The sequence below is a fragment of the Desulfonatronospira sp. genome (assembly GCA_003563255.1).
Lineage (GTDB): Bacteria > Desulfobacterota > Desulfovibrionia > Desulfovibrionales > Desulfonatronovibrionaceae > Desulfonatronospira.
In genome coordinates, this window is record PWSL01000162.1 from 1 (window position 1) to 24,204 (window position 24,204).

Below are 24,204 nucleotides of genomic sequence, written 5' to 3' on the forward strand. Positions count from 1 at the left end.
AGGCACCCCCGCACTTATTTTTATTAAAAATGATCTTGGTTTTATTGGAAAAAATAAGTGCGGGGAGAGCCAGTCCCCGCAGGTCAATCATAAGTTTCGCTGTAGTGCTAAACAGATACTTGAAAAGCAACTTTTCAAATTTTCGCTGAAGTGATAACTGGAAAGAGTTTTCAAACATCCGCTTTATAACCGTTGAGGCGGAAAGGACGTAAAGTACCAGTGCAGGCGACTCAGGAGTACCTCTATACCCACCGGCCGGTGATGCTGGAAGAAGTTCTGGATTTTCTTGATCCCGTTCCCGGCGGAAGATACCTGGACGGCACCCTGGGGCTGGGCGGGCATAGTCTGGAAATCCTTAAGTATACCCAGGGGAAATGCCAGGTGCTGGGCATGGACATGGACGAGGAAGCCCTGGAACTGGCCCGGGAGAACCTGGTGAAATACAGTGAAAATACATGCCTGGTCATGGATCCTTACCACTTTTTTGAAGAGCATATGCAGAGCCTGGGGTGGCACAAGCTGGACGGTGCTCTTCTGGACCTGGGCCTTTCTTCGCTGCAGCTGGACAAAGCGGAAAAGGGGTTCAGCTTTATTCATGACGGTCCGCTGGATATGCGCATGGGACATTCCCAGGGGTTTCAGCCCGCATCCACCCTGCTGCAGAACTTATCTTTTGCCGCTCTGAAAAAGATTCTTTATGAACTGGGCGAAGAGCCCATGGCACCCAGAATTGCCAGGGCCATAATCCAGGCTCGTGAAAGAAACAGCATAAGAAGTACACTGGAACTGGCGCAAATAGTGGAACAGGCCTACCCTGCCCAGAGAAGACGGTCAGCCAGGAATCACCCGGCCACCAGAACGTTTATGGCCCTGCGCATGGCCATAAACCATGAACTTGAAAGCCTGAAGGAGTTTCTGGAAAAAATACCACTTTACCTTCGCCCCGGGGCAAGGCTGGTGGTAATATCTTTTCACTCCCTGGAAGACAGGATGGTCAAGCAGTACCTGCGCAGGCAGGCTTCAACCTGTATCTGCCCTCCCAGATCGCCGGTATGTAACTGCAACCACCAAAAAACCTTTGAAATTCTGACCAAAAAACCTCTGACTCCCTCAAAAGAAGAAACAGAGCGTAATCCCAGGAGCAGAAGCGCCAAGCTCAGGGCCGCTCAACGGACCGAAGAATACGGGAATATGGGAGTGGGGGTGTAGGGTGATTTAGGGGGTTGGCAGAGAGAATGATAAACAATTTTTTATTGATTTTAATGACCACTACAGAGATTTTTTTATTGACCTACTGGGACCAGAGCTGGACCCCCGTCTTTGCTCGAAATTATCTTGTTGTTTTGTGACCGGGTTTTCAGGAGTAAGTCACAATAATTATCTGACAATCTTTTTTTTACTATCACTACAGGGACACTTTATTTAAGCGGGAAGGGGACCGGCTCTTTTACCGCCGAGAGCCCAGCCATTTTACGGTTTGAGTTCGGCAAAAGTGCCTGTCCCTGGTGGCTGAGGCAAAAATTAACACAAAGTGTCGCTGTTGTGCTATTTTGGTTATTCTCAATGTACGTAGCAGCCTAGCACCTGAAATATGCCTGATAAGAAGAAAGAAAGAAATACCGGCAGTTATCAATGGTTGGCTATTATGCTGATGTTGACCTTTATCCTGGGGCTGGCCAAGGTATGGGTGACCGTGGAGAGAGTGGACCTGGCCTACCGCATGGAAAGGCTTCAGGGTGAGTACCGAGACAACAGGGAGTTGCGGACCAAGCTGACCATAGAGAGAAACAACCTGATGTCCCCGTACAGGCTCAGGGAATTCGGGCAGCAACACGGTTTGTTCAAGCCCGGGGATGAACAGATCCGCAAAATCACTAAGTAAAGGGCGTATGGCATTGAAAAAAGCCAAAAACAAGTCCAGGGACTACAGCAGAATCAAGATCGGCCTTGTACTTGCGCTCTGCTTCGTGTTCTGGGGTGGCCTGTGGGCCAGGGCCGTGCAGGTGCAGATCCTGCGGGGCGAGGAACTGGCGGAACAGGCCAGCAGGCAGTATTTCAGCCAGGAGAAGATCCTGGGCAAAAGGGGTGAGATATTCGACCGCGAAGGACGGGTACTGGCCCAGAGCGTACGCAGCAAGTCAATATATGCCAACCCCTTCATGATGGATAATATTCCTGCCAGCTCAGCGCGACTGGCCGGTATTCTTGATGCAGACCCGGGCTCCATCCAAGCCAGGCTTGACCGTAAAAGCAGCTTTGTCTGGCTGGACAGAAAAGTCAGCGACCGGGTGGCCCACCAGGTCTCCTCGGCTGACATCCCTGGAGTCTTTATTATGGACGAGCACAGCCGGGTTTATCCTCAAAAACACCTGTTAGGACAGGTACTGGGATTTGTGGGCATGGACAACACCGGGCTTGAGGGTCTGGAAAGGTCCCTGGATGATCGCCTGAGTGGGGCTGAGATGGTTATGATCATGCAGAGGGATGCCTCCGGGCAGAGATTCAACCTGCTGCCCAGACAGCCGGATGGGCAGGTGGACGGCCAGGATATTCACCTGACCATAGACTCCCGGATGCAGTTTTACGTGGAGCAGGCTCTGGCGGATGCAGTAGAGGACAATGACGCCCGAAGCGGCATCGCCATGGTGGTGCATGTACCTACCGGGGACATACTGGCCTGGGCCAACTATCCTTTTTTCAATCCCAACAATTTTCGCTCATCCACTCCAGATATATGGCGCAACCGCGGAGCCACCGATCTTATCGAACCCGGTTCCACCCTCAAGCCATTCCTGGTGGCTGCAGCTCTGGAAGAAAACGTGGCCCGGGGCGATTCTCTTTATTACTGTGAACAGGGACTCTGGAGGCTGGGCAGAAATCAGATCAAGGACGTCAGGGAGTACGGCTGGCTGACTGTAAACAGGATTCTGCGCTACTCCAGCAATATTTGTGCGGCCAAGATAGGCCTGGACATGGGGCCCGGCACTCTGCACCAGTACCTGGTAAACCTGGGCCTGGACCAGCCCACTGGAGTACAGGTTCCCGGGCAGACCAGCGGTCTGCTGCGTCCCCCGCATACCTGGAGAGACATGGACCTGGCGACCATTTCATTCGGCCAGGGCATGGCCACCTCCTTTCTTCAGCTGGCCCGGGCCTTCACTATCCTGGGCAACCACGGGGTCTTCACGGATTTGAATATCCTGCAGGACCAGAGCAGTCCTGTCTCTTCCGGCCAGAGGATTATCTCCAGGGAGGTCAGTCGCGACGTGCTGGCCATGATGCGCGACTCGGTGGAGAGGGACGGCACCGGGACCAGGGCCAGGATAAGTGGCATTGAAGTGGGGGGGAAGACCGGCACCGCCCAGAAGGCTTCCCCAAGTGGGGGGTACAGTGACAAGTATGTGGCCTCTTTTGCGGGGTTTTTGCCGGCCATGGATCCGGAATATATGATCATGGTGCTGGTGGATGAACCTACCAGACCTTTTTACGGCGGCCTGGTGGCAGCCCCTGCCTTTCAGCGCATCGGCGGCAGGATCCTTGCCTCAGAACAGGGTCTTGGTCTGCGCAGGCTGGTTCTGGAAAGTTCCGGGGAAGCCCAGGGCGCATCTACCTCTGATGGCTCCAGGTTCAGTATTGTCCCCAGGCAAGACGTGGAAATGGACACCAGCCATGTTCCTGACCTGCGGGGCATCCCTTTGCGCCTGGCTGTGGAAAACCTGCTCAAGGCAGGGATTGAACCTACTCTCCAGGGCCGGGGAGTAATGGTGCGGGACCAGGATCCCGGACCGGGCAGCAGTTGGAGCAACCAACAGAAGCAAATAACCCTCAAGCTGTGCTCAGAGTCTTGAGATAATCGGCCGTGGAAATTCCTGGCGAAAAAAAACAAAGGTAAAACTTGCATTCATGAGCAGCTGGAACAAAGTCTTGAATGAAGCCCGCCTGGGCAGGCAGGTGCAAAACAACTCCCGTCTCGTAAGTCCCGGGGATATCTTTGTGGCCGTTCCCGGCACCAGGGTCCATGGAAATGCTTTTATCCCAGAGGCCCTGGACCGTGGAGCTGCCTTTGTGGTTGCGGACAGTGAATATCCCGGCATGGACAGGGTGATTATACATTCCAGACCCGCCATTGCCCTGGGAGCACTGGCCCGGGCATACTTCGGCACCGGCAACCTGGATATGAAAGTGGTAGGCATAACCGGGACCAACGGCAAGACCACCACCAGCTATATCCTGGAATACCTCTTCACCTGCAGCGGATACCGGGTAGGGGTGCTTGGCACGGTCAACTACCGCTGGCCGGGAACACTTCTCAAGGCCGGGACGACCACCCCGGACTGCCTGAAACTGCACCGTATGCTGGCTGACATGCAGCGCCAGGGAGTGCAGGTGGTCTTTCTGGAGGCATCCTCCCACGCCCTGGACCAGAAGCGCCTGGCCGGCATTGACGTCCACGTGGGGGTCTTTACCAACCTTTCCCGGGATCATCTGGATTACCACAAAGACATGCAGGACTATTTTCAGGCCAAGAAAAAACTCTTTGAGCCGACAGACTCCGGAAAATTCCTGGGGAGCATCATCAACCTGGACGACCCTTACGGGCGTATCCTGGCCCTGGAAGCACCCAGTGTCATTGGATACGGTCTTCAAAATACATTCCCCCCTCTGCTTCAGGGACGTCTGGTGCATAGTTCTGCCAGGGGAATAGAGTTAAAATGCCGCTTCCGGGACACCTCCTGGAGCATCTCCTGCAGTCTGCCCGGGACTCACAATGCCCAGAATCTCCTGGCGGCCCAGGGAGTCGGACTCTGCCTGGGACTGGGACCTGGAGACTTTCAGTGCCTGAAAAACCTTGGCAGCATCCCCGGACGCCTGGAAAAGGTGCACAGTCCTGGGGAAATTAATATTTTCGTGGATTATGCCCATACCCCGGATGCGCTGGAAAACGTCTGCCTGGCCCTAAAAGGCCTGCCCTTCGCAAAACTGGCCGTCCTTTTCGGGTGCGGCGGAGACCGGGACCGGGGCAAGCGCCAGGCAATGGGCCGGGCCGTGGCCTCCCACGCGGACGTGGTCTTTTTAACCTCTGACAACCCCAGGTTTGAAGACCCGGAAAACATTATCCAGGACATCCTGCCAGGACTGAACGGGCACCCCTGCGTAAACGTTGAGCCGGACCGCAGGCTGGCCATTGTCCGGGCCGTATCCGGTCTGGGGCCGGGTGAGGCCCTGCTGGTGGCCGGCAAGGGACATGAGGACTACCAGGAAGTCCGGGGCGTCAGGCATGCCTTCAGCGACGCCGAAGAAATACAAAAGGCCCTGCAATACCTGCATAACCATACACATGAACCTTTTGGTACAGAAGCAGGATACACATGAACCTGGAACTTCAGGAAGCAGCCCTGGCCATGCAGGCCCGGGTGGATAGAGACCGGCCCTGGAACATTCAGGTTGCCGGGGTCCAGACGGACAGCCGCAAAACCGGACCGGGAGAGCTGTTTTTCTGCCTGCAGGGAAGTAGATCCGACGGCCACAGCTATGCCGGACAAGCCGCGACCCGGGGGGCCGCAGGTATTGTGGCCCACAAAGAGCTTTCGAACATTATGGATACACCGGTGCTTATGGTGGATGATACCCTCAAGGCCCTGGGCCGCCTGGGCCGGCACTGGAGACAAAAAGCCGGCCGCTTGGTGCTGGGCATAACCGGTTCCGCCGGCAAGACCACCACCAAGGAGATCCTGGCAGGAGTTCTGGCAGCACGTTTTCGGGTGGGTAAAAACTACAGAAACTGGAACAACCAGCTGGGTCTGCCTCTTTCCCTGTGCATGCAAAGCGGGGATGAGGATTTCTGGGTAATGGAACTGGGTATAAACAACCACCAGGACATGGACCGGCTTGGGGAAATACTTTTACCTGACGCGGCCCTTATCTTAAACGTAGGCCCCTGCCACCTGGAGGGACTAGGGGATGTAGCCGGGGTGGCCTCTGCCAAGGCCCGACTCCTGGACCACATCCAGGCCGGTGGCAAGGCCTATATAAACATGGACTACCCCGAACTGAAGCGGGAAGCCGGGGCCAGACAGGAATTGAATATCACATGGTTTTCCAGGCGGCATTCAGAGGCCGGCTATCGCGTCATCCACCTGCAGGCGGACAGGTTTCTGCTGCACCTTGACGGGCAGGAAATATCATTCACGGCCCCTGTGCAGGGGGCGCACCTGTGCGAAAACCTGGCTGCAGTCTGGGCTGTGTCCCTGGAATTCGGCATGCAGCCTGGCGAGATCAAGGAAGCACTGAAAAAAGCGGTTCTACCGGAACAGAGGATGTCTGTGAGCCGTCTGGGCGACTGGACGGTTATCGATGACTCTTACAACGCCAACCCCATGTCCATGCAGGCCGCCCTGGAAACCGCCCGCAGCCTGGCATCCGGAAAAGACCTTGTCCTGGTGCTGGGAGATATGGCTGAGCTTGGTCCGGGCGAAGCCCTGACCCACGCAGAACTGGGCCGTACTCTGTGCCGGGATGGTTTTACCGCCCTTTTTTATCACGGGGACAACCTGCAGCACGTTATGTCGGGCATGAACGGTTCAGGGAGCCGCAGAACTCTTTACGTACAGGACACAACTTCATTTCAGAAGGCCTGGGAAAAACAGGGTTGTTCCGGCGGGGTAATTCTTTTCAAGGGCTCCAGAAGGGCCGGCATGGAAAAATTTGTGCAGGCATTCAAGCACTGTCTGGCAACCCCTGAAAAAACGGGGTCATAAATGCTTTATCACCTGCTTTACCCTTTGAGTGAAGACATCAGTTTTTTCAATGTCTTTCGCTACATTACCTTCAGGAGCATATACGCCCTGCTCACTGCCCTGCTTTTGAGCCTCTGGCTTGGGCCCAGGTTCATCAAGTGGCTGCAGCGCATAAAATGCGGCCAGTATGTCCAGGAAGACGGGCCCGATCACCAGGTAAAACAGGGCACCCCCACCATGGGCGGGGTTCTCGTGGCCTTCTCTCTGGCGGTAAGCGTTCTTCTGTGGGGGGATCTGACCAACAGGCTCGTCTGGATGTGCCTGTTTGTATTCGGAGGGTTTTTCCTGGTGGGTTTTTTTGATGACTACCTGAAGGTAATCAAGAAGCACAACCAGGGCCTAAGCGTCAAAAGCAAGCTTCTGGGCCAGGGCATTATTGCCCTGGGTGCGGTCTCCATGCTCCTGACCATGCCGGGTTACAACACTGAGCTGCTTATACCCTTTTTCAAGGATCTCCGGCCGGACCTGTTTCTTTTTTATGTTCCCTTTGCCGCGGTGGTCATGATCGGGGCCTCCAACGGGGTGAACCTCACCGACGGCCTGGACGGCCTGGCCATCGGGCCGTACATAGTCAGCGCCGGGTGCCTGTCCATATTTGTATATGTATCCGGGCATTATCACCTGGCGGACTATCTGCAGGTGCCCTACATACCCGGACTGGGCGAGGTGACAGTATTCTGCGGGGCCCTGGTGGGGGCGGGACTGGGATTTCTATGGTACAACGCCTACCCGGCCCAGATTTTTATGGGCGATACCGGCAGCATCAGCCTGGGGGGTACCCTGGGTTTTATTGCAGTTCTTTGCAAACAGGAACTTTTGCTCATCATCGTAGGGGGGCTTTTCGTTATCGAAACCCTCTCGGTGATCCTTCAGGTAGGCTATTACAAGATGAGCGGAGGCAAGCGCATTTTTCGCATGGCCCCGCTGCATCATCATTTTGAACTAAAAGGGGTCCCGGAATCCAAGATAATAATCCGGTTCTGGATTCTGTCCATACTCTTCGCTTTGGCGGCATTGAGCACACTTAAGCTCAGGTAGGATAAATCATGCAGGAGATGGTGCATAAAGATCAGTTGAAAGGCCACAAGGTGGTGGTAGTGGGCGCTGGCCGTTCAGGCCTGTCCGCCGCTGCCCTGCTTCAGTCCCTGGGAGCCGGGGTACGCCTTCTGGAGAAGCGAACCGACTTTGATGTCTCCCAGCTGGATTCCAGAGGGTTGTTCAACGTGGAGCCTGTCCTGGGAGAGCACAGACCGGAGCATTTCCAGGGCGCGGACCTGGTGGTGGTCAGTCCCGGCATCTCCCTGGCCATGGTCAGGGGGCTTTGCCCGGCAGGCCAGACCGTGATCTCGGAGCTGGAGCTGGCTTCCTGGTTCATTTCCGAACCGGTCATCGCCGTCACCGGCACCAACGGCAAGACCACCACCTGCATGCTCATTCAAAAAGTTCTGGAAAAAGCCGGACGCAAGGTGTTCACCGGCGGCAACATAGGAACCCCGTTGAGCGATCATGTGCTTTCGGGAAAAAGAGCCGACATACTGGTCCTGGAGGTAAGCAGCTTTCAGCTACAAGGCTGCAGCGGGTTTACCCCGCACGTGGGTGTGCTGCTCAACTTCTCCGCCAACCACCTGGATCACCATGAAAGCGAAGACGAGTATTTCAGAGCCAAGATGCAGCTCTTTGCCCGCCAGGGCCCCATGGACCTGGCTGTACTGCCCCTGGAACTGAGAGCAAGGGTGGAGTCTGATTTCAGAATCAAAAGCAATATCACCTACTTTGCCCCCACGGGAAGATTTCATTGCCCCGGCCTGCCCGGGGCACACAACCAGGCCAATATGGAGGCGGCCATGCTGGCCTGCGGCTTTGTGGACGTAAGCAGAAATATCTTTGACCAGGCCCTGCTGGAATTTGTTCCTCCGCCGCACCGGCAGGAGGTGTTTCTACAGGACAAAGGGGTGCGCTACATCAATGACTCCAAGGCTACCACTCTGGAAGCCATGACAGCCGCCCTCAAGGCCTTTGACTCACCCATCAGGCTGCTGGCCGGGGGAAGATACAAGGGCGGGGACTTTTCCCTGCTGGCCGGCACCCTGCAGGAAAAGGCGGCCAAGGTTTACCTCTTCGGCGACAGCCGGGAGATATTTGAAGACGCCTGGAAAAACAGCGCTGACATGGAGCACTTTGCGGACCTGGAGCAGGCCGCAGCCAGGGCGGTACAGGAAGCAGGTCCCGGGGACAATGTACTTTTGTCCCCCGGCACCTCGAGCTTTGATCTTTTCAATAATTACCAGGAGCGAGGGGAGGCCTTCAAGGTAGCCGTGAGAAAGGCAACCGGCATAACACTGCAGTGAGTCGGACCTGTCGGACCTGTCGGACCTGTCGGACCTGTCAGACCTGTCAGACCTGTCAGACACGTCAGACCTGTCAGACACGTCAGACCTGTCAGACACGTCAGACCTGTCAGACACGTCAGACCTGTCGGACACGTCGGACCTGTCAGACACGTCCGACAAACCAGAGCAAAACAACATGACCAGCAATAAAAACGCCGCCAAAAACCAGGGCCCGGACCTGTGGCTTCTTTTCTCGGTGCTCATCCTCTCGGGCCTGGGGCTTATGATGATCCTGAGCACCAGTGCCGTCATGGCCGAGCGCTTTTATGCGGACAAGTACTTCTTTTTCAAGCGCCAGGCCCTTTTCGGACTGGCCGGCCTTCTGGTCATGTACCTGGGTTACAGGATCAACAGGGGGTTTATGTACCGCCTGCGCTATCTCTGGATTACAGCGGCCCTGGCCTTGCTGGCCATGACGGTTTTTTCGCCCTTGGGATATGCAGCCGGGGGCGCCGCCAGATGGGTCAATCTGGGGTTTTTCAACATTCAGCCCCTGGAACTGGCCAAGGTAGCCCTGGTCATTTATCTGGCCTGCTTCTTTGCCTTCAAGCAGGACAAGGTCAAGACCTTCAGCGTAGGCTTTTTACCCCCCACTCTGATTACGGGTATATTCTGCGCTCTTTTGCTGCTGCAGCCCGATTTCGGCGGGGCGGTATACATGGCCGGGCTATTGTTTCTTTTGAGCCTGGTGGGCGGCACCAGGTTAATTTACCTGTTCTCCTCCTCGGTATTGGCTGCAATAACTGCCGCAGTTCTGGTGTTGCAGTCGCCATACAGGTTCAGGAGATGGTTTTCCTTTCTGGACCCCTTCCAGGACCCCCAGGATTCGGGGTACCAGCTGGTGCAGTCCCTGTATGCCTTTGGGTCCGGAGGTATCTGGGGAATGGGACTGGGGGAAGGCAGACAGAAGCTCTTTTTCCTGCCTGAAGCGCATAACGATTTTATCATGGCTGTGGTGGGCGAGGAACTGGGCTTTATCGGGGTATCCCTGGTATTTATCGTCCTGGGGATTTTGCTTTGGAGAATCCTGGTCATCTGCATGTCCCAGAGTGACCTGGTGGACAGGTTTGCAGGGCTGGGCATGGGCATGATCATAATTATGGGCGCCCTGTTGAATCTGGCGGTTGTTCTGGGGGTCATCCCTCCCAAGGGACTGCCCATGCCCTTTATAAGTTATGGAGGCAGCAGCCTGCTTGTGTCTTTCTTCTGCGCGGGCTTTCTGCTCAACCTATCCAGGAGCAGGTGATGCTGAACAAAGTACTCATTGCCACAGGGGGTACAGGAGGCCATATTTACCCGGCCCTGTCCGTGGCCAGAAAAATAATGGAACATTATCCCTCCTGCAGGGTGGTGTTCGCAGGCGGGCTATACGGTTCTGAAAAGGATATCATCCCGCAGGCTGGATTCGAATTCAAGGCCTTTCCAGCCAAAGGGGTGCTGGGCAGGGGCATAAAATCCCTGGGTTCCGTGTGGTGGGCAACCAGAAGCCTGGCCAAAAGCTATTTCCTGCTGCGCTCCCTGAGACCGGATGTGGTGGTGGGGTTCGGGGGATATGCCGGGTTCATCCCGGTACTTACCGCCAGCATGATGAAGATACCCACGGCCATACATGAGCAGAACAGCCTGCCCGGAATGACCAACCGGGTCCTGGGGCGCAAAGTGAAAAAAGTCATGCTCAGTTATGAGGATATAAAGAACTTTTTTCCGCCGGAAAAGGTGGTTCAGACAGGCAACCCAGTGCGTACCGAACTTCTGGAGCACCAGTATGCATCACACGGGATGCATCAGCCGGGAAAAAGGCTCCTGGTCCTGGGAGGCAGCCAGGGGGCCAGCGCCATCAACTCCGCGGTCCTGGAGCGCCTCGATGAATTAAAGGCCATGGAGGTCAAAGTCTGGCATCAGACCGGGGAAAGGGACTATGAAATGGTGAAAGAGGCTTACCAGGAAAAGTATCCGGAAGCCAGGGTGGATGCATACATACAGGATATGGCCGGGGCCTATGATTTTGCGGACCTGGTGCTCAGCCGGGCCGGGGCTTCCACAATCTCCGAGCTTTGCGTGGCCGGAAAGGCTTGTGTACTCATACCTTTTCCCCATGCCACGCATGATCACCAGATGATCAACGCCAGATACCTGGAAGATGCCGGCGCAGCCATGGTGCTGGACCAGAGCTACCTGGACCAGGTCAACCTGGCCCGGGTCATCACCGATCTTCTGGCCATGCCGGAAAAAATAAGAGACATGGGCAGGGCTGCAGCAAAAATAAGCCGCCCCGAGGCAGCACAAAACATAGTCCAGGAACTGGTAAGTCTTAAAGCAGGAAAATAAAGTGCACAACTACATCAATCGCATACATATGGTGGGCATTGGGGGCTCGGGCATGAGCGGCATTGCCGAGGTCCTTTTGAACCTTGGCTACCAGGTCAGCGGCTCGGATCTGTCCCGGGGTCCCCCGGTAACCCTACTTGAGCAGCAGGGGGCAAAGGTGTTCCAGGGCCACCACCAGGACAACGTGGGCCCGGCCCAGGTGGTGGTGAAATCCACGGCGGTGCGCGAGGACAACCCCGAGATCCTGCAGGCCAGATCCACAGGGATACCGGTTATTCCCAGGGCGGAGATGCTGGCTGAGCTCATGCGGCTCAAAACCGGGGTGGCCGTGGCCGGGACCCACGGCAAGACCACCACCACGTCTTTTCTGGGAACCATTTTCAAGGAGGCCGGACTGGACCCCACCGTGATCATCGGGGGCAGGCTGAACAAGTACGGCAGCAACGCCCTGCCCGGCACCGGGGAATACCTCATAGCCGAGGCTGACGAGTCGGATGGATCCTTTCTGACCCTTTTGCCCATCATCAATATCGTTACCAATATCGGTGCTGACCATCTGGATTACTACCGGGACCTGGATGAAATCCGGGAAAGCTTTGTGCGTTTTATGAACAATGTCCCCTTTTACGGGCTCAATGTCGTCTGCGGCGATGACCCGCAAATCCGCCGTGTCCTGGAGCGGATCAAGCGACCGGTTCTAACCTATGGCTTCCAGGAGCAAAGCCGGCTGCGTGCTGAAATCCTCTCCATCAGTCCGGGGTCGATGTTCAATGTCTTCCAGGACCAGAGCTTCTGGGGCCGGGTAAAGCTCAATCACCCCGGCCGGCACAACGTGCTCAACTGCCTGGCCGCCATCGGGGTTGCCATACAGGCCGGGATAGACAAACAGGACATCCTGCGCTCCCTGGCCGACTTCGGCGGAGTAGGCAGGCGTTTCGAGCGCAAGGGAATAAAGGATGACGTCATGGTGGTGGACGACTATGGCCACCACCCCACGGAAATCGCGGCTACGCTGGAAACAGCCAGACAGTGCCATCCAGATCGCAGACTGGTGGTGCTTTTCCAGCCCCACCGCTTCACCCGGACCAGGGATTTCTTCGGGGAGTTCTGCCGGGTCCTGGCCGGTGCGGACCTGCTGTTGCTCACGGAAATATACCCGGCCTCGGAGGATCCAATACCCGGGGTCAACGCACAGAGCCTGGCCCAGGGAATCATGCAGGTGGCCGGTGTCCCGGTGCGCTTTTATCAGACCCTGGATGATGCAGGCCGCGCCCTGAGCGGTATCCTGCAGCAGGGGGACCTGTTCATGACCCTGGGGGCCGGCAACGTATGGCAGGTAGGAGAAAAATTTTTAGAAACATGAAAAAACTGCACCATCCGGATCTGAAAAAAATGTCCACCCTGAAAATGGGTGGCCGCGCCGGTGCGATTTATTATCCGGAACAGGAATCTCACCTGGAGAAGCTGTCCGGCATAATCGGCAGTGACCAGCGCTGCATGTTTCTGGGGAGAGGCAGCAATGTACTGTTTACCGATAACACTGCAGACCTGGTGCTGATTAAATGGCATGGAAATCTTCAGCCTGAGATCTCGGCCCGGGAGGGGGAGCACATCCTTGTCAATGTGGATGCCGGCTTTCCCCTTCCACGGCTTCTTGGCTGGAGCGCCTCCCGGGGCCTTTCAGGGCTTGAGGGGCTGGCAGGCATCCCCGGCAGCGTGGGCGGGGCTGTGGTCATGAATGCCGGCTCTCACGGTGTGGATTTTTGCAGCCTTTTATCCAGGGTCTGGATCTGGACCCCTGCTGCAGGTCTGCAGTGTCTGCAACCGGAAGAATTCAGCCATGGCTACAGGGAATTTAAGATAAATACACTACCGGGGGAATTTCTGGTGACCGCAGCACTCATTAGTCTTACCCCTTCCAGTCCGGAAGTTGTGCAGGAAAACATAAAAAAATTCTATCTGCGCAAAAAGAAAGTACAGCCGGTCCTTGCAGCCACGGCCGGATGCGTATTCAAAAATCCTCCGAACGGGGAATCCGCTGGAAGACTCCTGGACCAGGCAGGCTTCAGGGGCAAAAAATCAGGTCAAACAGCGTTTTCAACAAAACATGCCAACTTCCTGGTAAACCTGGGCAACGGCACAAGCCTGCAGGCCCTGGCACTTATCCAGGAGGCTCGAGAAAAAGTAAAGCAAGTGTCAGGCCATGAACTACAGTTGGAAATCAGGATAATCTGAGGGTACAGCATTGACCAGGAGAACCCCCTCACTAGCAAGAAATTCTGGAAACTACCACAGGCCCAGGCCTGTTGGTAAGTTTCGCAGACTTTTTTCAGCCCTTTTTGGTGTGGTGGGCCTGACCATGTTACTGGGCCTGAGTCTGGGATTTCTTGTCCTGGTGAGCGCGGCTCTTATCCATGGCTACCACTATGCCACAAGCAGTGAATACCTGGAGTTAAGAGAGATTGAAATCCATGGCAATCAGCGTTTGACCTATACCGACATACTGCGTCTGATGCAGGTTGATACCGGAATAAACATGCTCAAGCTGAACATGTCTCAAATGCAGAAAAGGCTGGTCCAAAGCCCCTGGGTAGAGCAGGCCCGGGTAAGGCGGGATTTTCCTGATCAGCTGCACGTGGATATCCGGGAAAAGCAGGCCTACTTCTGGGTCCAGAATGATGATAATCTTTACTATGCCGATGAGAAAGGCCGTATTATCGAGCGTCTGACTCCGGAAAGACTTGTGTCGCTGCCGGTGCTGCATACGCATCAAAACGCCGGATCCGGGGATATATCCGAGATTGTCCGCACCCTGGAACAAAGGATTTTTCCCTTTTCTATTCATGACATCTCCTGGATCAGCATAACTGAGACCGGCAGAGTCGGGATGTACATTCACGGGCTGGACCTGAAGCTTGCCATGAACTGCCGGGAACTGCACAAGCAGACCCGGCAACTAAACGCCGTGTGGAACGACCTGCGTCAGAGACAGGAAATTGATGCAGTAAAAATGATAACCGTGGCCGGAGAGAACGTCTGGGTTGCTTATCGTGATCCGGAAAAACCATGAAATTCAAGGGAAGCAGGTATGGCCAAATCAGATTTAATCGTGGGACTGGACCTCGGTACCACCAAGATTACGGCTGTGGTTGGAGAAATGACTCCAGACGGAGTTGATATTGTAGGCATCGGCACCAGTCCATCCACCGGGTTGCGCAAGGGAGTGGTAGTCAACATCGAGCAGACCGTGCAGTCCATCAAAAAGGCCCTGGAAGAAGCTGAACTGATGGCTGGGTGCGAGATCCAGTCCGTGTACGCCGGCATCGCCGGCAGCCATATAAAGGGCTTCAACAGCCACGGAGTCATAGCCGTAAAAGGAGGGGAGGTAAGCAGCCGCGACGTTGAAAGAGTCCTGGACGCAGCCAAGGCCGTGGCCATTCCCCTGGACCGGGAGGTTATCCATATTCTGCCGCAGGAATTCATTGTTGACGATCAAAACGGCATAGCCGACCCCCTGGGAATGGCCGGAGTCCGGCTGGAGGTCAAGGTGCATATAGTCACCGGCGCCGTAAGCAGCGCCCAGAACATTGTCCGGTCCTGTCACCGCAGCGGACTGGATGTCTCGGACATCGTCCTGGAATCTCTGGCATCCTCCAAGGCGGTTTTAACAGATGAGGAAAAGGAAATCGGGGTGGCCCTGGTGGATATCGGGGGGGGGACCACAGATGTGGCCATCTTCAGTGAAGACTCCATCAAGTACACCGGAGGCATTGCCATCGGAGGGGCCAACCTGACCAACGATATAGCTTTCGGACTGCGCACCCCCATGGTTTCCGCGGAAAAGATCAAGATCAGGTACGGCTGTTCCATGGCGGACATGCTGGAGGAGGAAGAGATAATCGAGGTCCCCAGCGTGGGTGGCAGAACACCCAGAAAACTTTCCAGACACGTGCTGGCCGAAATCTGTGAACCCCGGATGGAGGAGCTTTTTCTGCTGGTGGATCAGGAGATAACCCGCTCCGGATTCAAGAATTCCACCGGGGCCGGAGTGGTTCTCACAGGCGGGGCGGCCCTGATTGAAGGCGCCCAGGAACTGGCGGAACAGATCTTCAACATGCCCACCCGCATCGGGTATCCCCGCAAGGTGGGCGGACTCAAGGATGTGGTCAACAACCCCATGTACGCCACTGCCGTGGGGGTTCTGATTTATGGAGCGGAAAAGGAAAGCAGTGAAAAACAGTTCCGTATCCGGGACAGGAACATGTTTAACCGCATCCTGAGCAAGATGCGTAAGTGGTTTGTGGATATTAAATAGCACTACAGCGAAACTTATTTATTGATCTCCGGGGACTGGCTGTTTTGCCGCCTGAATTTTTGTTCAATTGCAAGTTATCAATCGGCAAAAGTGCCTGTCCAGGTATCTGTTTAGCGCTTTGCATGTGGCACGGGGACTGGCTTCCCCCGCACTAATTGTCTGAAAGAAGATTTTCGGATTATAAACATAAATGCAGGGGAGCCAGTACCCGGTGATAAGTAAAACGTAACCATTCAGGGGTTCCCCGGTGGTGTTTACCGGCACCAGGCCTGGGGACTGTCCCATGCTATGAAATAATTGGGCAGCTTCACATGATTTCGCGTCTGTGATTTTTGTATTTGTGCAGTAAAAGTGTCGCGGGGACTGTCCCCAGGCCGGTATCTGCCCCTCCTGAATGGTTACAGTAAAACAGTTTCGCTTCAGTGCTGACAAACCAGCAAACAATATACAGGCAAATTTTTTTCTCAGCTAAAAAGGGAAGGAGGAAGCAATGGAATATCAGGAAATCCAAATGGACGGCAACGCCAGGATCAAAGTCGTTGGCGTTGGCGGCGGAGGCGGCAACGCTGTAAACAACATGATCTGCTCCGCAATGAAGGGGGTGACGTTCATTGTTGCAAACACAGATCTGCAGGCCTTGAAGCATTCCCAGGCTGAGTACAAGATTCAGCTAGGTGAAACCCTGACCAAGGGACTGGGTGCAGGAGCTGATCCCAGGGTAGGCAAAGAGGCCGCAGAAGAGAGCATAAATCATATCCGGGAAGTGCTGGACGGATGCGACATGGTCTTTGTCACCGCTGGCATGGGAGGCGGCACAGGAACCGGGGCCGCGCCTGTTATTGCCAGGGTGGCCAAGGAAATGGGAGCATTGACTGTAGCAGTGGTCACCAAGCCATTTTACTTCGAGGGCAAGCGCAGACGGGGCCAGGGGGATACGGGGATATCTGAACTAAAGGAGGTGGTGGACAGCATCATCACTATTCCCAATGACCGCCTGCTCTCCCTGGCCTCCAAGAAGGCCTCCTTTCTGGAGATGCTCAAGAAAGCCGACGAGGTCCTTTACTACGGTGTAAAGGGCATTTCTGATCTCATCATGGTTCCGGGGCTCATCAACATGGACTTTGCCGACGTCAAGGCGGTTATGTCCGAAATGGGACTGGCCATGATGGGCACAGGTATCGCCACCGGAGAAGGGCGGGCCAGGGAAGCGGCCATGAAAGCCATTACCAGCCCCCTTTTGGAAGACGTCTCCATAGACGGAGCCAAGGGAGTACTGATGAACGTCACCTGCGGTATGGACCTGGCCATTGATGAGGTCAGCGAAGCAGCGGAGATCATCCACGAATCCGCTGACGAAGACGCCCAGATCTATTTTGGAACCGTATTCGACGAAAACATTGAGGATGAAATACGCATCACAGTCATCGCTACGGGTATTGAGGATGAATATGTCTCATCCCAGCGTTCCTCCTCAAAGGTAACAGATCTGTCCAAGGTACAGAAAGGCCAGAGCAATGCCAGGCAAAGGCCGAGAAACATGTCCGTGGACCCCGATGGAAAGGATAATCTCAACATACCGGCCTATATCCGGCGGAGCAGAAACGGCCAGGAGCCGGCCCCCATTGAAAATGCAAAATCAGGCAAGGCCAAGGTCAAAAAAGGGGAAGAGTTCATCTTTGACGAGGATGAATTTGAAATCCCCTCCTTTATCCGCAGACAGGCGGATTAACACCGGAACGGGCCGTAACCGTAACGCGGATCAGAATTTGCTTCAGGTTCCAAGGGAAGATTCAATCTCAGGGCCTTCCAGGTCCAAAAGCCGGGAATGGGGAGGCAGGCTTCCAGTTGCCCTGATATTTCCTGAAGAAAGGTCTCTGGCCCTGTCCACCCTGGGGTGGCAGGCTGTGTACATGCAACTGGAGGAAGAGGGGACCTTTCATGTTCAGCGTTTTTTCTGGGATCGCAAAGAAGGCAGGGCTGTAAACCAGGACTCGGATAAAAAAATGTCCGATTTCTCCCTCATCTGCTTCAGCCTGAACTTTGAAGGGGATTATCTAAACCTGGTCCAGGCTCTGCAGGCCTGCAGCATGGAGGTTTGTTCCATAGACCGTGCTGACTGGCCACTGGTCATGGCCGGGGGGCCTGTGACGTTTATTAATCCTTTTCCGGTCATGCCCAGCCTGGACTTTATTTATACCGGAGAGACCGGGGAAGCATTCCTGGCAACGGCCCGGACATTAAGTAACTGTCTGCAGCAGGGAAAAGACAAGGGTCAGGCCCTGCAGGCTATAGCAGGCTCACCAGGCATTTTTATAGCCGGACAGGTGCAAAAGGTAGCCAGGCAGGTGCAGACCTCGGCTTCACGCAGCCTTATAAAACCTGCTCATTCGGCCTTTATCTCGGGACAAAGCGTATTCAGAAACAGCTTCCTGGTGGAGATAAACCGGGGATGTCCCCACGGGTGCCGTTTCTGCGCAGCCGGTTTTGTTTACAGGCCGGCCAGAAACGCTGACATGCAGGAGTTGCAGGAGCTTGTCAGTCGGGTGCGTCCGGGCAAGGTCGGCCTGATGGGCACTGCTCTAACTGACTGGCCTTCCTTGAGGGAGTTTCTGGAGTGGCTCAAACATGAAAAAATCAAGTTTTCCCTGTCGTCCCTGCGCGCTCACGGACTGGACAGGGATTTTCTGGAATTTTTGCGCAAATGCGGGATCAGGACCATAACCCTGGCCGTAGAGGGAATATCCCGGGCACTACGCTCGGCAGTCAACAAAGGTTTTGATCAGGAAAAATTTTATACAGCTGTTGAAGAAATCAGCAGACTGCAGTTCAACACCTTAAAGCTATATTTCATACTGGGACTCCCAGGGGAAAAACCGCAGGATTTACAAGAACTGAAAATATTTTTCGAAGAATTGCAACAGGCCAGGTTCAGGGGGATGGGCAACAGGAAAAAAGGCATAGGGCTTATAAGCATCAGCGTTTCCATGTTTGTTCCCAAGCCCTGGACCCCTCTGCAGTGGTCCGGGATGATCTCAAAAAAAGCCTACGAAACCAGGGTAAAGGAATTTAAAAAAATCTGCTCCAGGCATAAGGGCATCCGATTCACCTCGGAAAATCCTTTCCAGGCCCGCATCCAGGGACTTCTGGCCCGGGGGGATGAAAAACTGCACCAGCTTCTGATCCTGGCCACCGCTAATAACGGCCGTTGGAAAAAAGCCCTTGAACAGTGGTCCGGTGACATGGAATACTATACGGACAGGCAGATTCCCCTGGATGAAACCCTGCCCTGGGACAGACTGGACATTGGAGTAGACAAGGAGTATCTGCTTCACGAGTGGGACAGGTACTGGAAGGGAATAATGACCTCCCCCTGCCCCGACACCTGTTGCAGCAATTGCCGCAGATGCGGCATGCAGAGATTTTCCGGAGGACACAACCTGTAAACCCGGTGCCGGGCCACTCATGCACTTGAGTTATGGGCAAAGCCCGCGTAAATCATCTTGCTCACTCAGGAGAAGGTTATGCCTTACATACCAGAAGAGCGAAGAGAAGTCTTTGACGGACTGCTGGAAGAATTGTCCAGAGAAGTGCAGACCCAGGGGGAGCTTAACTATTGCATATTCAAGCTCTCCAGGCTTATAGCCGGGCGCATCGGCTACAGCTACGACAACCTCAGCATGTGTTCCAGCGCCATGGAACATGCCAGGCTGGAGTGGTACCGCAAGGTCCTGGCCCCTTATGAAGACCAAAAAATTCGTGAGCATGGAGACATCTGATTTTTCCGGCCCAACACACAGGAGGAGCATCCATGGACTATTACATTCCTTCCTACAGAAAGTCCCGCATAAGGTACAAACGCAAACGCAGCAAGAAGCCCCTGTTTCTGCTTGCAACCTGCGCAATCCTGACCCTGGCTTATATTTTGACCGGCTTTAATTTCATTGACAATGACAATCCATACCCATCACCCCAGGAAGCAAAGTTTCAAAGCCTTACCATTGAGCAATCGATCCCTGCTGCTTCCCCAGTGCAGGTCTCCACATATGAAAACCCTCCAGAAAGCGACTCAGGACATTTAAAACCTTACCCCGATATATCTCCGTCGCCCGTTCCGGAACCCGACCCTGAAAAAGGTTTAGACAATACCTCTGCAATCATGGCTGAACAGGAAACAGATACAAGTATCATTGAAAAGAACATTACCATCTCATCCGGAGACACACTCATGGGCCTTCTAAACGGGGAAGGCCTGCCGCGATCCAAGGCCCATGAAATCATTTCTGAACTGGGGGCGATTTACAACCCCAGGCACATCAGGCAGGGACAGGAGATAACTCTGGTTTTCCAGGAACAAAAGAGTAATGAGCCTGTCTTCCAGTCCATGAACCTCAAGCTTGATACTGAACGTGATGTCCGGGTGGAAGCCTGCCCGGAAAACGGACTGGTGGCCCTGGAAAAAAAACATGAACTGAAGGCAAAAGCGGTTCTGGCCCGGGCCGAGATAACTTCCAGCCTGTACAACGCAGCAGTAGGCTCGGATATGCCCCTGCGGGTACTTATGCAGATGATCCGCGCCTATTCCTTCGACGTGGACTTTCAGCGCGATATCCGCCCGGGGGACTCCTTTGAGGTCCTGTTCCAGGAAAAGCTGGATCAGGACGGCAACTTTGTCAGAGGAGGATCTGTTCTTTATGCCACTCTCAACACCCGGGGAAGGGAGCTTCCCATTTACCGCTATGAAACCAGTGACGGAGAGGTGGATTTTTTCAATCCAGACGGAGAGTCAGTACGCAAGACCCTCATGGTCACCCCCATAGACGGGGCCAGGCTGACTTCCGGATACGGCATGCGCCGTCATCCCATCCTGGGCTACAGCCGCATGCACCCCGGCCTGGACTTTGCGGCCCCCACCGGCACCCCCATCATGGCCGCCGGGGACGGAGTGGTGGAATATGCCGGACGCAAGGGCAACTACGGCAATTACATCCGCCTCAGGCATCCCAATGAATACCACACCGTCTACGCCCATTTAAGCCGCTTTGGATCGGGCATACGCCGCGGAGCCAGGGTCACCCAGGGTCAGACCATTGGGTATGTGGGTTCGACAGGTATGTCCACCGGTCCGCACCTGCATTACGAAGTCCATCACCGGGGCAGCCACGTCAACCCGGCTACAGTGGACACGCCCCCGGGCCGCATCCTGGAAGGTGAGGAACTGCAGCTTTTCAAGGCCGCAAGGGAAGACCTGGAAGCTCTTTACGCCTCTCTCAAGAAAGAAAAGGACAAGATGGCCCGCCTGGATTAATGGTTACGATTAATGTATATGCCGGGGTCCAGGCGATTATCCTGGAGTGCCCAATACTTGATAGATGAGTATCTGTTTAGCGCTTTGCATGTGGCATGGGGACTGGCTCTCCCCGCACTTATTTTTTCGCTGATGTGAAGATCATTACTGAAAAATAAGTGCGGGAGTGCCTGTCCCCTGCTTTCCTTAAAAGCGCTAAACAGATACATAGATGGAGATTTATGCTTAAAGTGCTTTTGCATGTTTTATTTATGTTGCTGCTGTTTTTAATACTGGCAGGAGTGATCGGGGCGGTAGGAACAGGTTTCGGGTTGTTTTTCAACCTGCTTATACCGGGCATCCAGCTGGGACATGCTTTGATATCCGGTATGATGGTGGGGATTTTTTCGATGTATATTTTTCTGCGCTTGTTTATCCTGGCAAATACAGGCGATTCACAAAATGACAATGAAGACCAGGAGCCTGCAATAGTCTATATTCCAAGTGAATTTACGACTTTCCATCTCAGCAGGAAAAAATCCAGAAAAGAAAAAACCATTAACCCGCCAAAATGACACTTGACCATGATTTTACAGCACCGGCAGAGATATTAAGAGACAACCTGCACCTTTTTTCTGCTTGCCCCCTGCCTGGACCGGTACTGGACCTGGCCTGCGGCAAGGGGCAAAACGGGCTTTTCCTGGCAGAGCACGGCCATGAGGTTCACTTCATAGACCGGGACTCGAAAGTCCTGGAGCAAATCAGGCATGCAGGCATGATCCTGAACCTGAAAGTTCATGTAAGGCGGACAGATCTGGAGGCCGGAACTGATAATCCCATGCCCCAGGACAGCTTTGGGGCTGTTCTTGTCTTCAGGTATTTACACCGCCCCCTCATGCCGGCAATCAAAAAATCCCTGCGCAAGGGTGGAATCGTCTTCTATCAGACCTTTACCTCCCATCAGGCCGCTCTGGGCCGGCCCACAAACCCGGACTTTCTGCTCCGGGACCAGGAACTCTATTCCTGGTTTCAGGACTGGGAAATCCTGCACTATTTTGAAGGCAAAAAACAGGATCCCCAGGAATACCTGGCCGAAATAATCGCCCGCAAGCCTGAAGCAGACCGGTGAACTCAACCCCCCCAGAACCCTGATGTCTTTTCTGGTAAGTTTCTGTTCAGAGATTTGCATACCAAGGGGACTGTCCCCTGCTTGCCTCTTTGTTGTCACATGAAAAGAGTGACAGATTAAAAAAATTATCCTGTCTTTTTTGGCGACCTTTGCGCCTTTGCGTGAGAATATGTTTTTGTTTTGCGGGCACAGCCCGCCTTAGTAAGTAAGATGTATACGGTTTCTGCAGGCGGTTGCAAAGTCCTCTGGATAATGACCGCTGATGAAACGATGCTGGGCCTCGCTGAAGGACCCCGGAGACCAGGGCAGCTTGGGTAAAAAGGAATACAACAGGCGTTGCGCTCCCGGATCGGTAAACCTCTTGGAATACTCTATACTTGTCACCATTTTGGCTCCAAGGCCTTCCAGGGTCTGAAGGGCCAGGAGCATGGACCTGTCCAGTGCCGCCCTGCAGGCTGTATCCGCCTCCAGGATATTGCCGACATTTCCCTGGGGCAGAAGCTGCAGTTCCCACTGGGATACCTGGGCCTTGGGAACAAATAAAATGACATGCTCATCTTCGTGAACAATGAGACTATGTTCAGCATCCCGTCCATCCATCCGGACATTGGAACGCAGGCAGCTGATGTAGTCCTGGAAAAAATCCCGCCCTGTCTCTTCCTGATACTTCTCCACGGTCTCGGCTACCATATCCCCGGCCGAAAAAGCCGAGGTCTTATTACCGGTAACCCGGCCGTTTAAGACCTCCTTCGCATGCACCGGCACCATGGCGTGCTGCTGATGCACCTGCTGGTGAGAACCGTGCAGCCTGTACCTGCTGGGGGCAAAATCGAACCCGAAATTCCATCCCCACAGGCAGGCGCTTAAAAAAACCCCCCGGTGGCCAATATCAAGCTCTGCAGTAATCTTATTGCGCAAGTCCTCCAGATCCTCTTCTGTCATGGTCCTGGCAGGAATATGCATATCCAGTTCCCGGGCCAGACGCACATATGTCCTTTGATAGTAAAGATGTCGAAGCCCCTGCATGTCAGCAAGACTGAGGTCCCGGGCCCGGTAACGCACCGCCTGGTGGCCCATGTTGGAAGCATAGTGCCCCCACGGGATATAGCTGTTGCGGCGCAGGTACTCAAAAACCTGAGTACCCTGTCCCGCATCACCTGCATCACCAACAATCTCGCTTACCCCCTGAACACCGGGCTGCAGAAGCATTATTTTCTTGTAATGATCCGGCAGGCTTGGGTTGTTGCCGACAGCCTCAAACAGGTCCCGGTCATGGATGACCGGTACCACTGCTCCATCCTGGCGACGGGTATAAGCCAGTCCTTGCGGAATGACACTCCCAGGCTCGCTGCTGAAGTCACAGGCCAGATGAGCCAGTTTCACCAGGTCCCCCGGATCGCTTGATGTGGTGGCCAGTGCCAGAAGAACCGGGGCCGGCAGGTGATTGAAAATTGACTTTGCTTTATCAACAGATACTCCTGCATCCCCGGCCCAAGACTCCAGGGCCCGGCTCATGGAGACCCCGCCGGTAGCTGTGATACCCAATGACAGGGGATCAACAGACCTGGAATCAGCCCACCCGGCATCTATGAATGTGCTGCCTCTGAAGCTGAATGCATTGGGTATTTCGTACACTGTTGACGCCTGACTCACCTCGACCTCGCCCTCAGGAAAATTGGCACGGTTGTGGACATCAGTTTCATCAGCCAGCTTTCCGAGCACAAGGTGATGATCACCCTGTCTCAGGTTATAAACCAGGTAAGCGGGTCGGTGTTCCGCATAACGAAACACCCCTTCCGGTGTAACACAGGTACGCAGTTTCATTTACCAGCTCCTTTTGCGTAACCATTCAGGGGGGTCCTCGGTGGTGAATACTGGCACCAGGCCTGGGGACTGTCCCCGCTAGGTACTACCTATGAAGGTTCACACAACTTAGCGTTTGTCATATAAAATTTGTGCAG

At 54.5% G+C, this 24,204-nt stretch carries 20 protein-coding genes; 19 read left to right on the top strand and 1 reads right to left on the bottom strand.

From position 1 onward, the window contains the following. The first annotated feature begins 219 nt into the window (after window positions 1-219). From rsmH to QZP87_RS04710, 19 genes are all read left to right on the top strand, one after another. Window positions 220-1,209, top strand: coding sequence for a 16S rRNA (cytosine(1402)-N(4))-methyltransferase RsmH (gene rsmH, locus QZP87_RS04620; protein ID WP_291321747.1), 990 nt, complete (start codon window positions 220-222; stop codon window positions 1,207-1,209). A gap of 382 nt (window positions 1,210-1,591) precedes the next feature. After that, complete coding sequence (locus tag QZP87_RS04625) at window positions 1,592-1,882, top strand: hypothetical protein (protein WP_291321748.1); 291 nt, start codon at window positions 1,592-1,594, stop codon at window positions 1,880-1,882. Between the two features lie 13 nt (window positions 1,883-1,895). Continuing rightward, window positions 1,896-3,848, top strand: a complete 1,953-nt coding sequence (locus QZP87_RS04630; RefSeq protein ID WP_291321749.1) for a penicillin-binding transpeptidase domain-containing protein — start codon at window positions 1,896-1,898, stop codon at window positions 3,846-3,848. A gap of 55 nt (window positions 3,849-3,903) precedes the next feature. Then, window positions 3,904-5,373, top strand: coding sequence for a UDP-N-acetylmuramoyl-L-alanyl-D-glutamate--2,6-diaminopimelate ligase (locus QZP87_RS04635; protein WP_291321750.1), 1,470 nt, complete (start codon window positions 3,904-3,906; stop codon window positions 5,371-5,373). After that, a complete protein-coding gene (gene murF, locus QZP87_RS04640) occupies window positions 5,370-6,758 on the top strand; it encodes a UDP-N-acetylmuramoyl-tripeptide--D-alanyl-D-alanine ligase (protein ID WP_291321751.1) in 1,389 nt (462 codons plus the stop codon). Before QZP87_RS04635 ends, murF begins: the two co-directional genes overlap by 4 nt. Then, window positions 6,759-7,835 (top strand): phospho-N-acetylmuramoyl-pentapeptide-transferase, encoded by a 1,077-nt coding sequence (gene mraY, locus QZP87_RS04645; protein WP_291321752.1) that lies wholly within the window; start codon window positions 6,759-6,761, stop codon window positions 7,833-7,835. Between the two features lie 8 nt (window positions 7,836-7,843). Continuing rightward, the gene (gene murD, locus QZP87_RS04650; protein WP_291321753.1) at window positions 7,844-9,145 is read left to right on the top strand and encodes a UDP-N-acetylmuramoyl-L-alanine--D-glutamate ligase; all 1,302 of its coding nucleotides are present in this window, start codon (window positions 7,844-7,846) and stop codon (window positions 9,143-9,145) included. A 178-nt stretch (window positions 9,146-9,323) separates the two neighbouring features. After that, entirely contained in the window at window positions 9,324-10,433 is a 1,110-nt protein-coding gene (gene ftsW / locus QZP87_RS04655) for a putative lipid II flippase FtsW (RefSeq protein ID WP_291321754.1), read from the top strand. Then, complete coding sequence (gene murG, locus QZP87_RS04660; protein WP_291321755.1) at window positions 10,433-11,515, top strand: undecaprenyldiphospho-muramoylpentapeptide beta-N-acetylglucosaminyltransferase; 1,083 nt, start codon at window positions 10,433-10,435, stop codon at window positions 11,513-11,515. The genes ftsW and murG overlap by 1 nt, the downstream gene beginning before the upstream one ends. 1 nt (window position 11,516) lies before the next feature. Next, entirely contained in the window at window positions 11,517-12,878 is a 1,362-nt protein-coding gene (murC, locus tag QZP87_RS04665) for a UDP-N-acetylmuramate--L-alanine ligase (RefSeq protein ID WP_291321756.1), read from the top strand. Further along, on the top strand, window positions 12,875-13,750 hold the full coding sequence (murB, locus tag QZP87_RS04670; RefSeq protein WP_291321757.1) for a UDP-N-acetylmuramate dehydrogenase: 876 nt from the start codon (window positions 12,875-12,877) through the stop codon (window positions 13,748-13,750). Before murC ends, murB begins: the two co-directional genes overlap by 4 nt. A 124-nt stretch (window positions 13,751-13,874) precedes the next feature. Next, complete coding sequence (locus QZP87_RS04675; protein ID WP_291321758.1) at window positions 13,875-14,585, top strand: FtsQ-type POTRA domain-containing protein; 711 nt, start codon at window positions 13,875-13,877, stop codon at window positions 14,583-14,585. A gap of 18 nt (window positions 14,586-14,603) precedes the next feature. Then, window positions 14,604-15,830 (top strand): cell division protein FtsA, encoded by a 1,227-nt coding sequence (gene ftsA / locus QZP87_RS04680; protein ID WP_291321759.1) that lies wholly within the window; start codon window positions 14,604-14,606, stop codon window positions 15,828-15,830. A gap of 490 nt (window positions 15,831-16,320) precedes the next feature. After that, window positions 16,321-17,559: a cell division protein FtsZ gene (ftsZ, locus tag QZP87_RS04685; protein ID WP_291321760.1), complete on the top strand. Its 1,239-nt coding sequence runs from the start codon at window positions 16,321-16,323 to the stop codon at window positions 17,557-17,559. Between the two features lie 37 nt (window positions 17,560-17,596). Then, a complete protein-coding gene (locus QZP87_RS04690; protein WP_291321761.1) occupies window positions 17,597-19,273 on the top strand; it encodes a radical SAM protein in 1,677 nt (558 codons plus the stop codon). 78 nt (window positions 19,274-19,351) lie between these two features. Beyond that, window positions 19,352-19,606: a hypothetical protein gene (locus QZP87_RS04695; RefSeq protein ID WP_291321762.1), complete on the top strand. Its 255-nt coding sequence runs from the start codon at window positions 19,352-19,354 to the stop codon at window positions 19,604-19,606. A 32-nt stretch (window positions 19,607-19,638) separates the two neighbouring features. After that, window positions 19,639-21,135 (top strand): M23 family metallopeptidase, encoded by a 1,497-nt coding sequence (locus QZP87_RS04700; protein ID WP_291321763.1) that lies wholly within the window; start codon window positions 19,639-19,641, stop codon window positions 21,133-21,135. A 221-nt stretch (window positions 21,136-21,356) separates the two neighbouring features. Continuing rightward, window positions 21,357-21,689 carry a hypothetical protein gene (locus QZP87_RS04705; RefSeq protein ID WP_291321764.1) on the top strand — a complete coding sequence of 111 codons (333 nt, stop codon included), beginning with the start codon at window positions 21,357-21,359 and terminating at the stop codon, window positions 21,687-21,689. Beyond that, window positions 21,686-22,243: a methyltransferase domain-containing protein gene (locus tag QZP87_RS04710; RefSeq protein WP_291321765.1), complete on the top strand. Its 558-nt coding sequence runs from the start codon at window positions 21,686-21,688 to the stop codon at window positions 22,241-22,243. Before QZP87_RS04705 ends, QZP87_RS04710 begins: the two co-directional genes overlap by 4 nt. A gap of 198 nt (window positions 22,244-22,441) precedes the next feature. Here QZP87_RS04710 and QZP87_RS04715 read toward each other — a convergent pair whose 3' ends face one another. Next, on the bottom strand, window positions 22,442-24,067 hold the full coding sequence (locus QZP87_RS04715; RefSeq protein ID WP_291321766.1) for a hypothetical protein: 1,626 nt from the start codon (window positions 24,065-24,067) through the stop codon (window positions 22,442-22,444). Window positions 24,068-24,204: the final 137 nt, after the last annotated feature.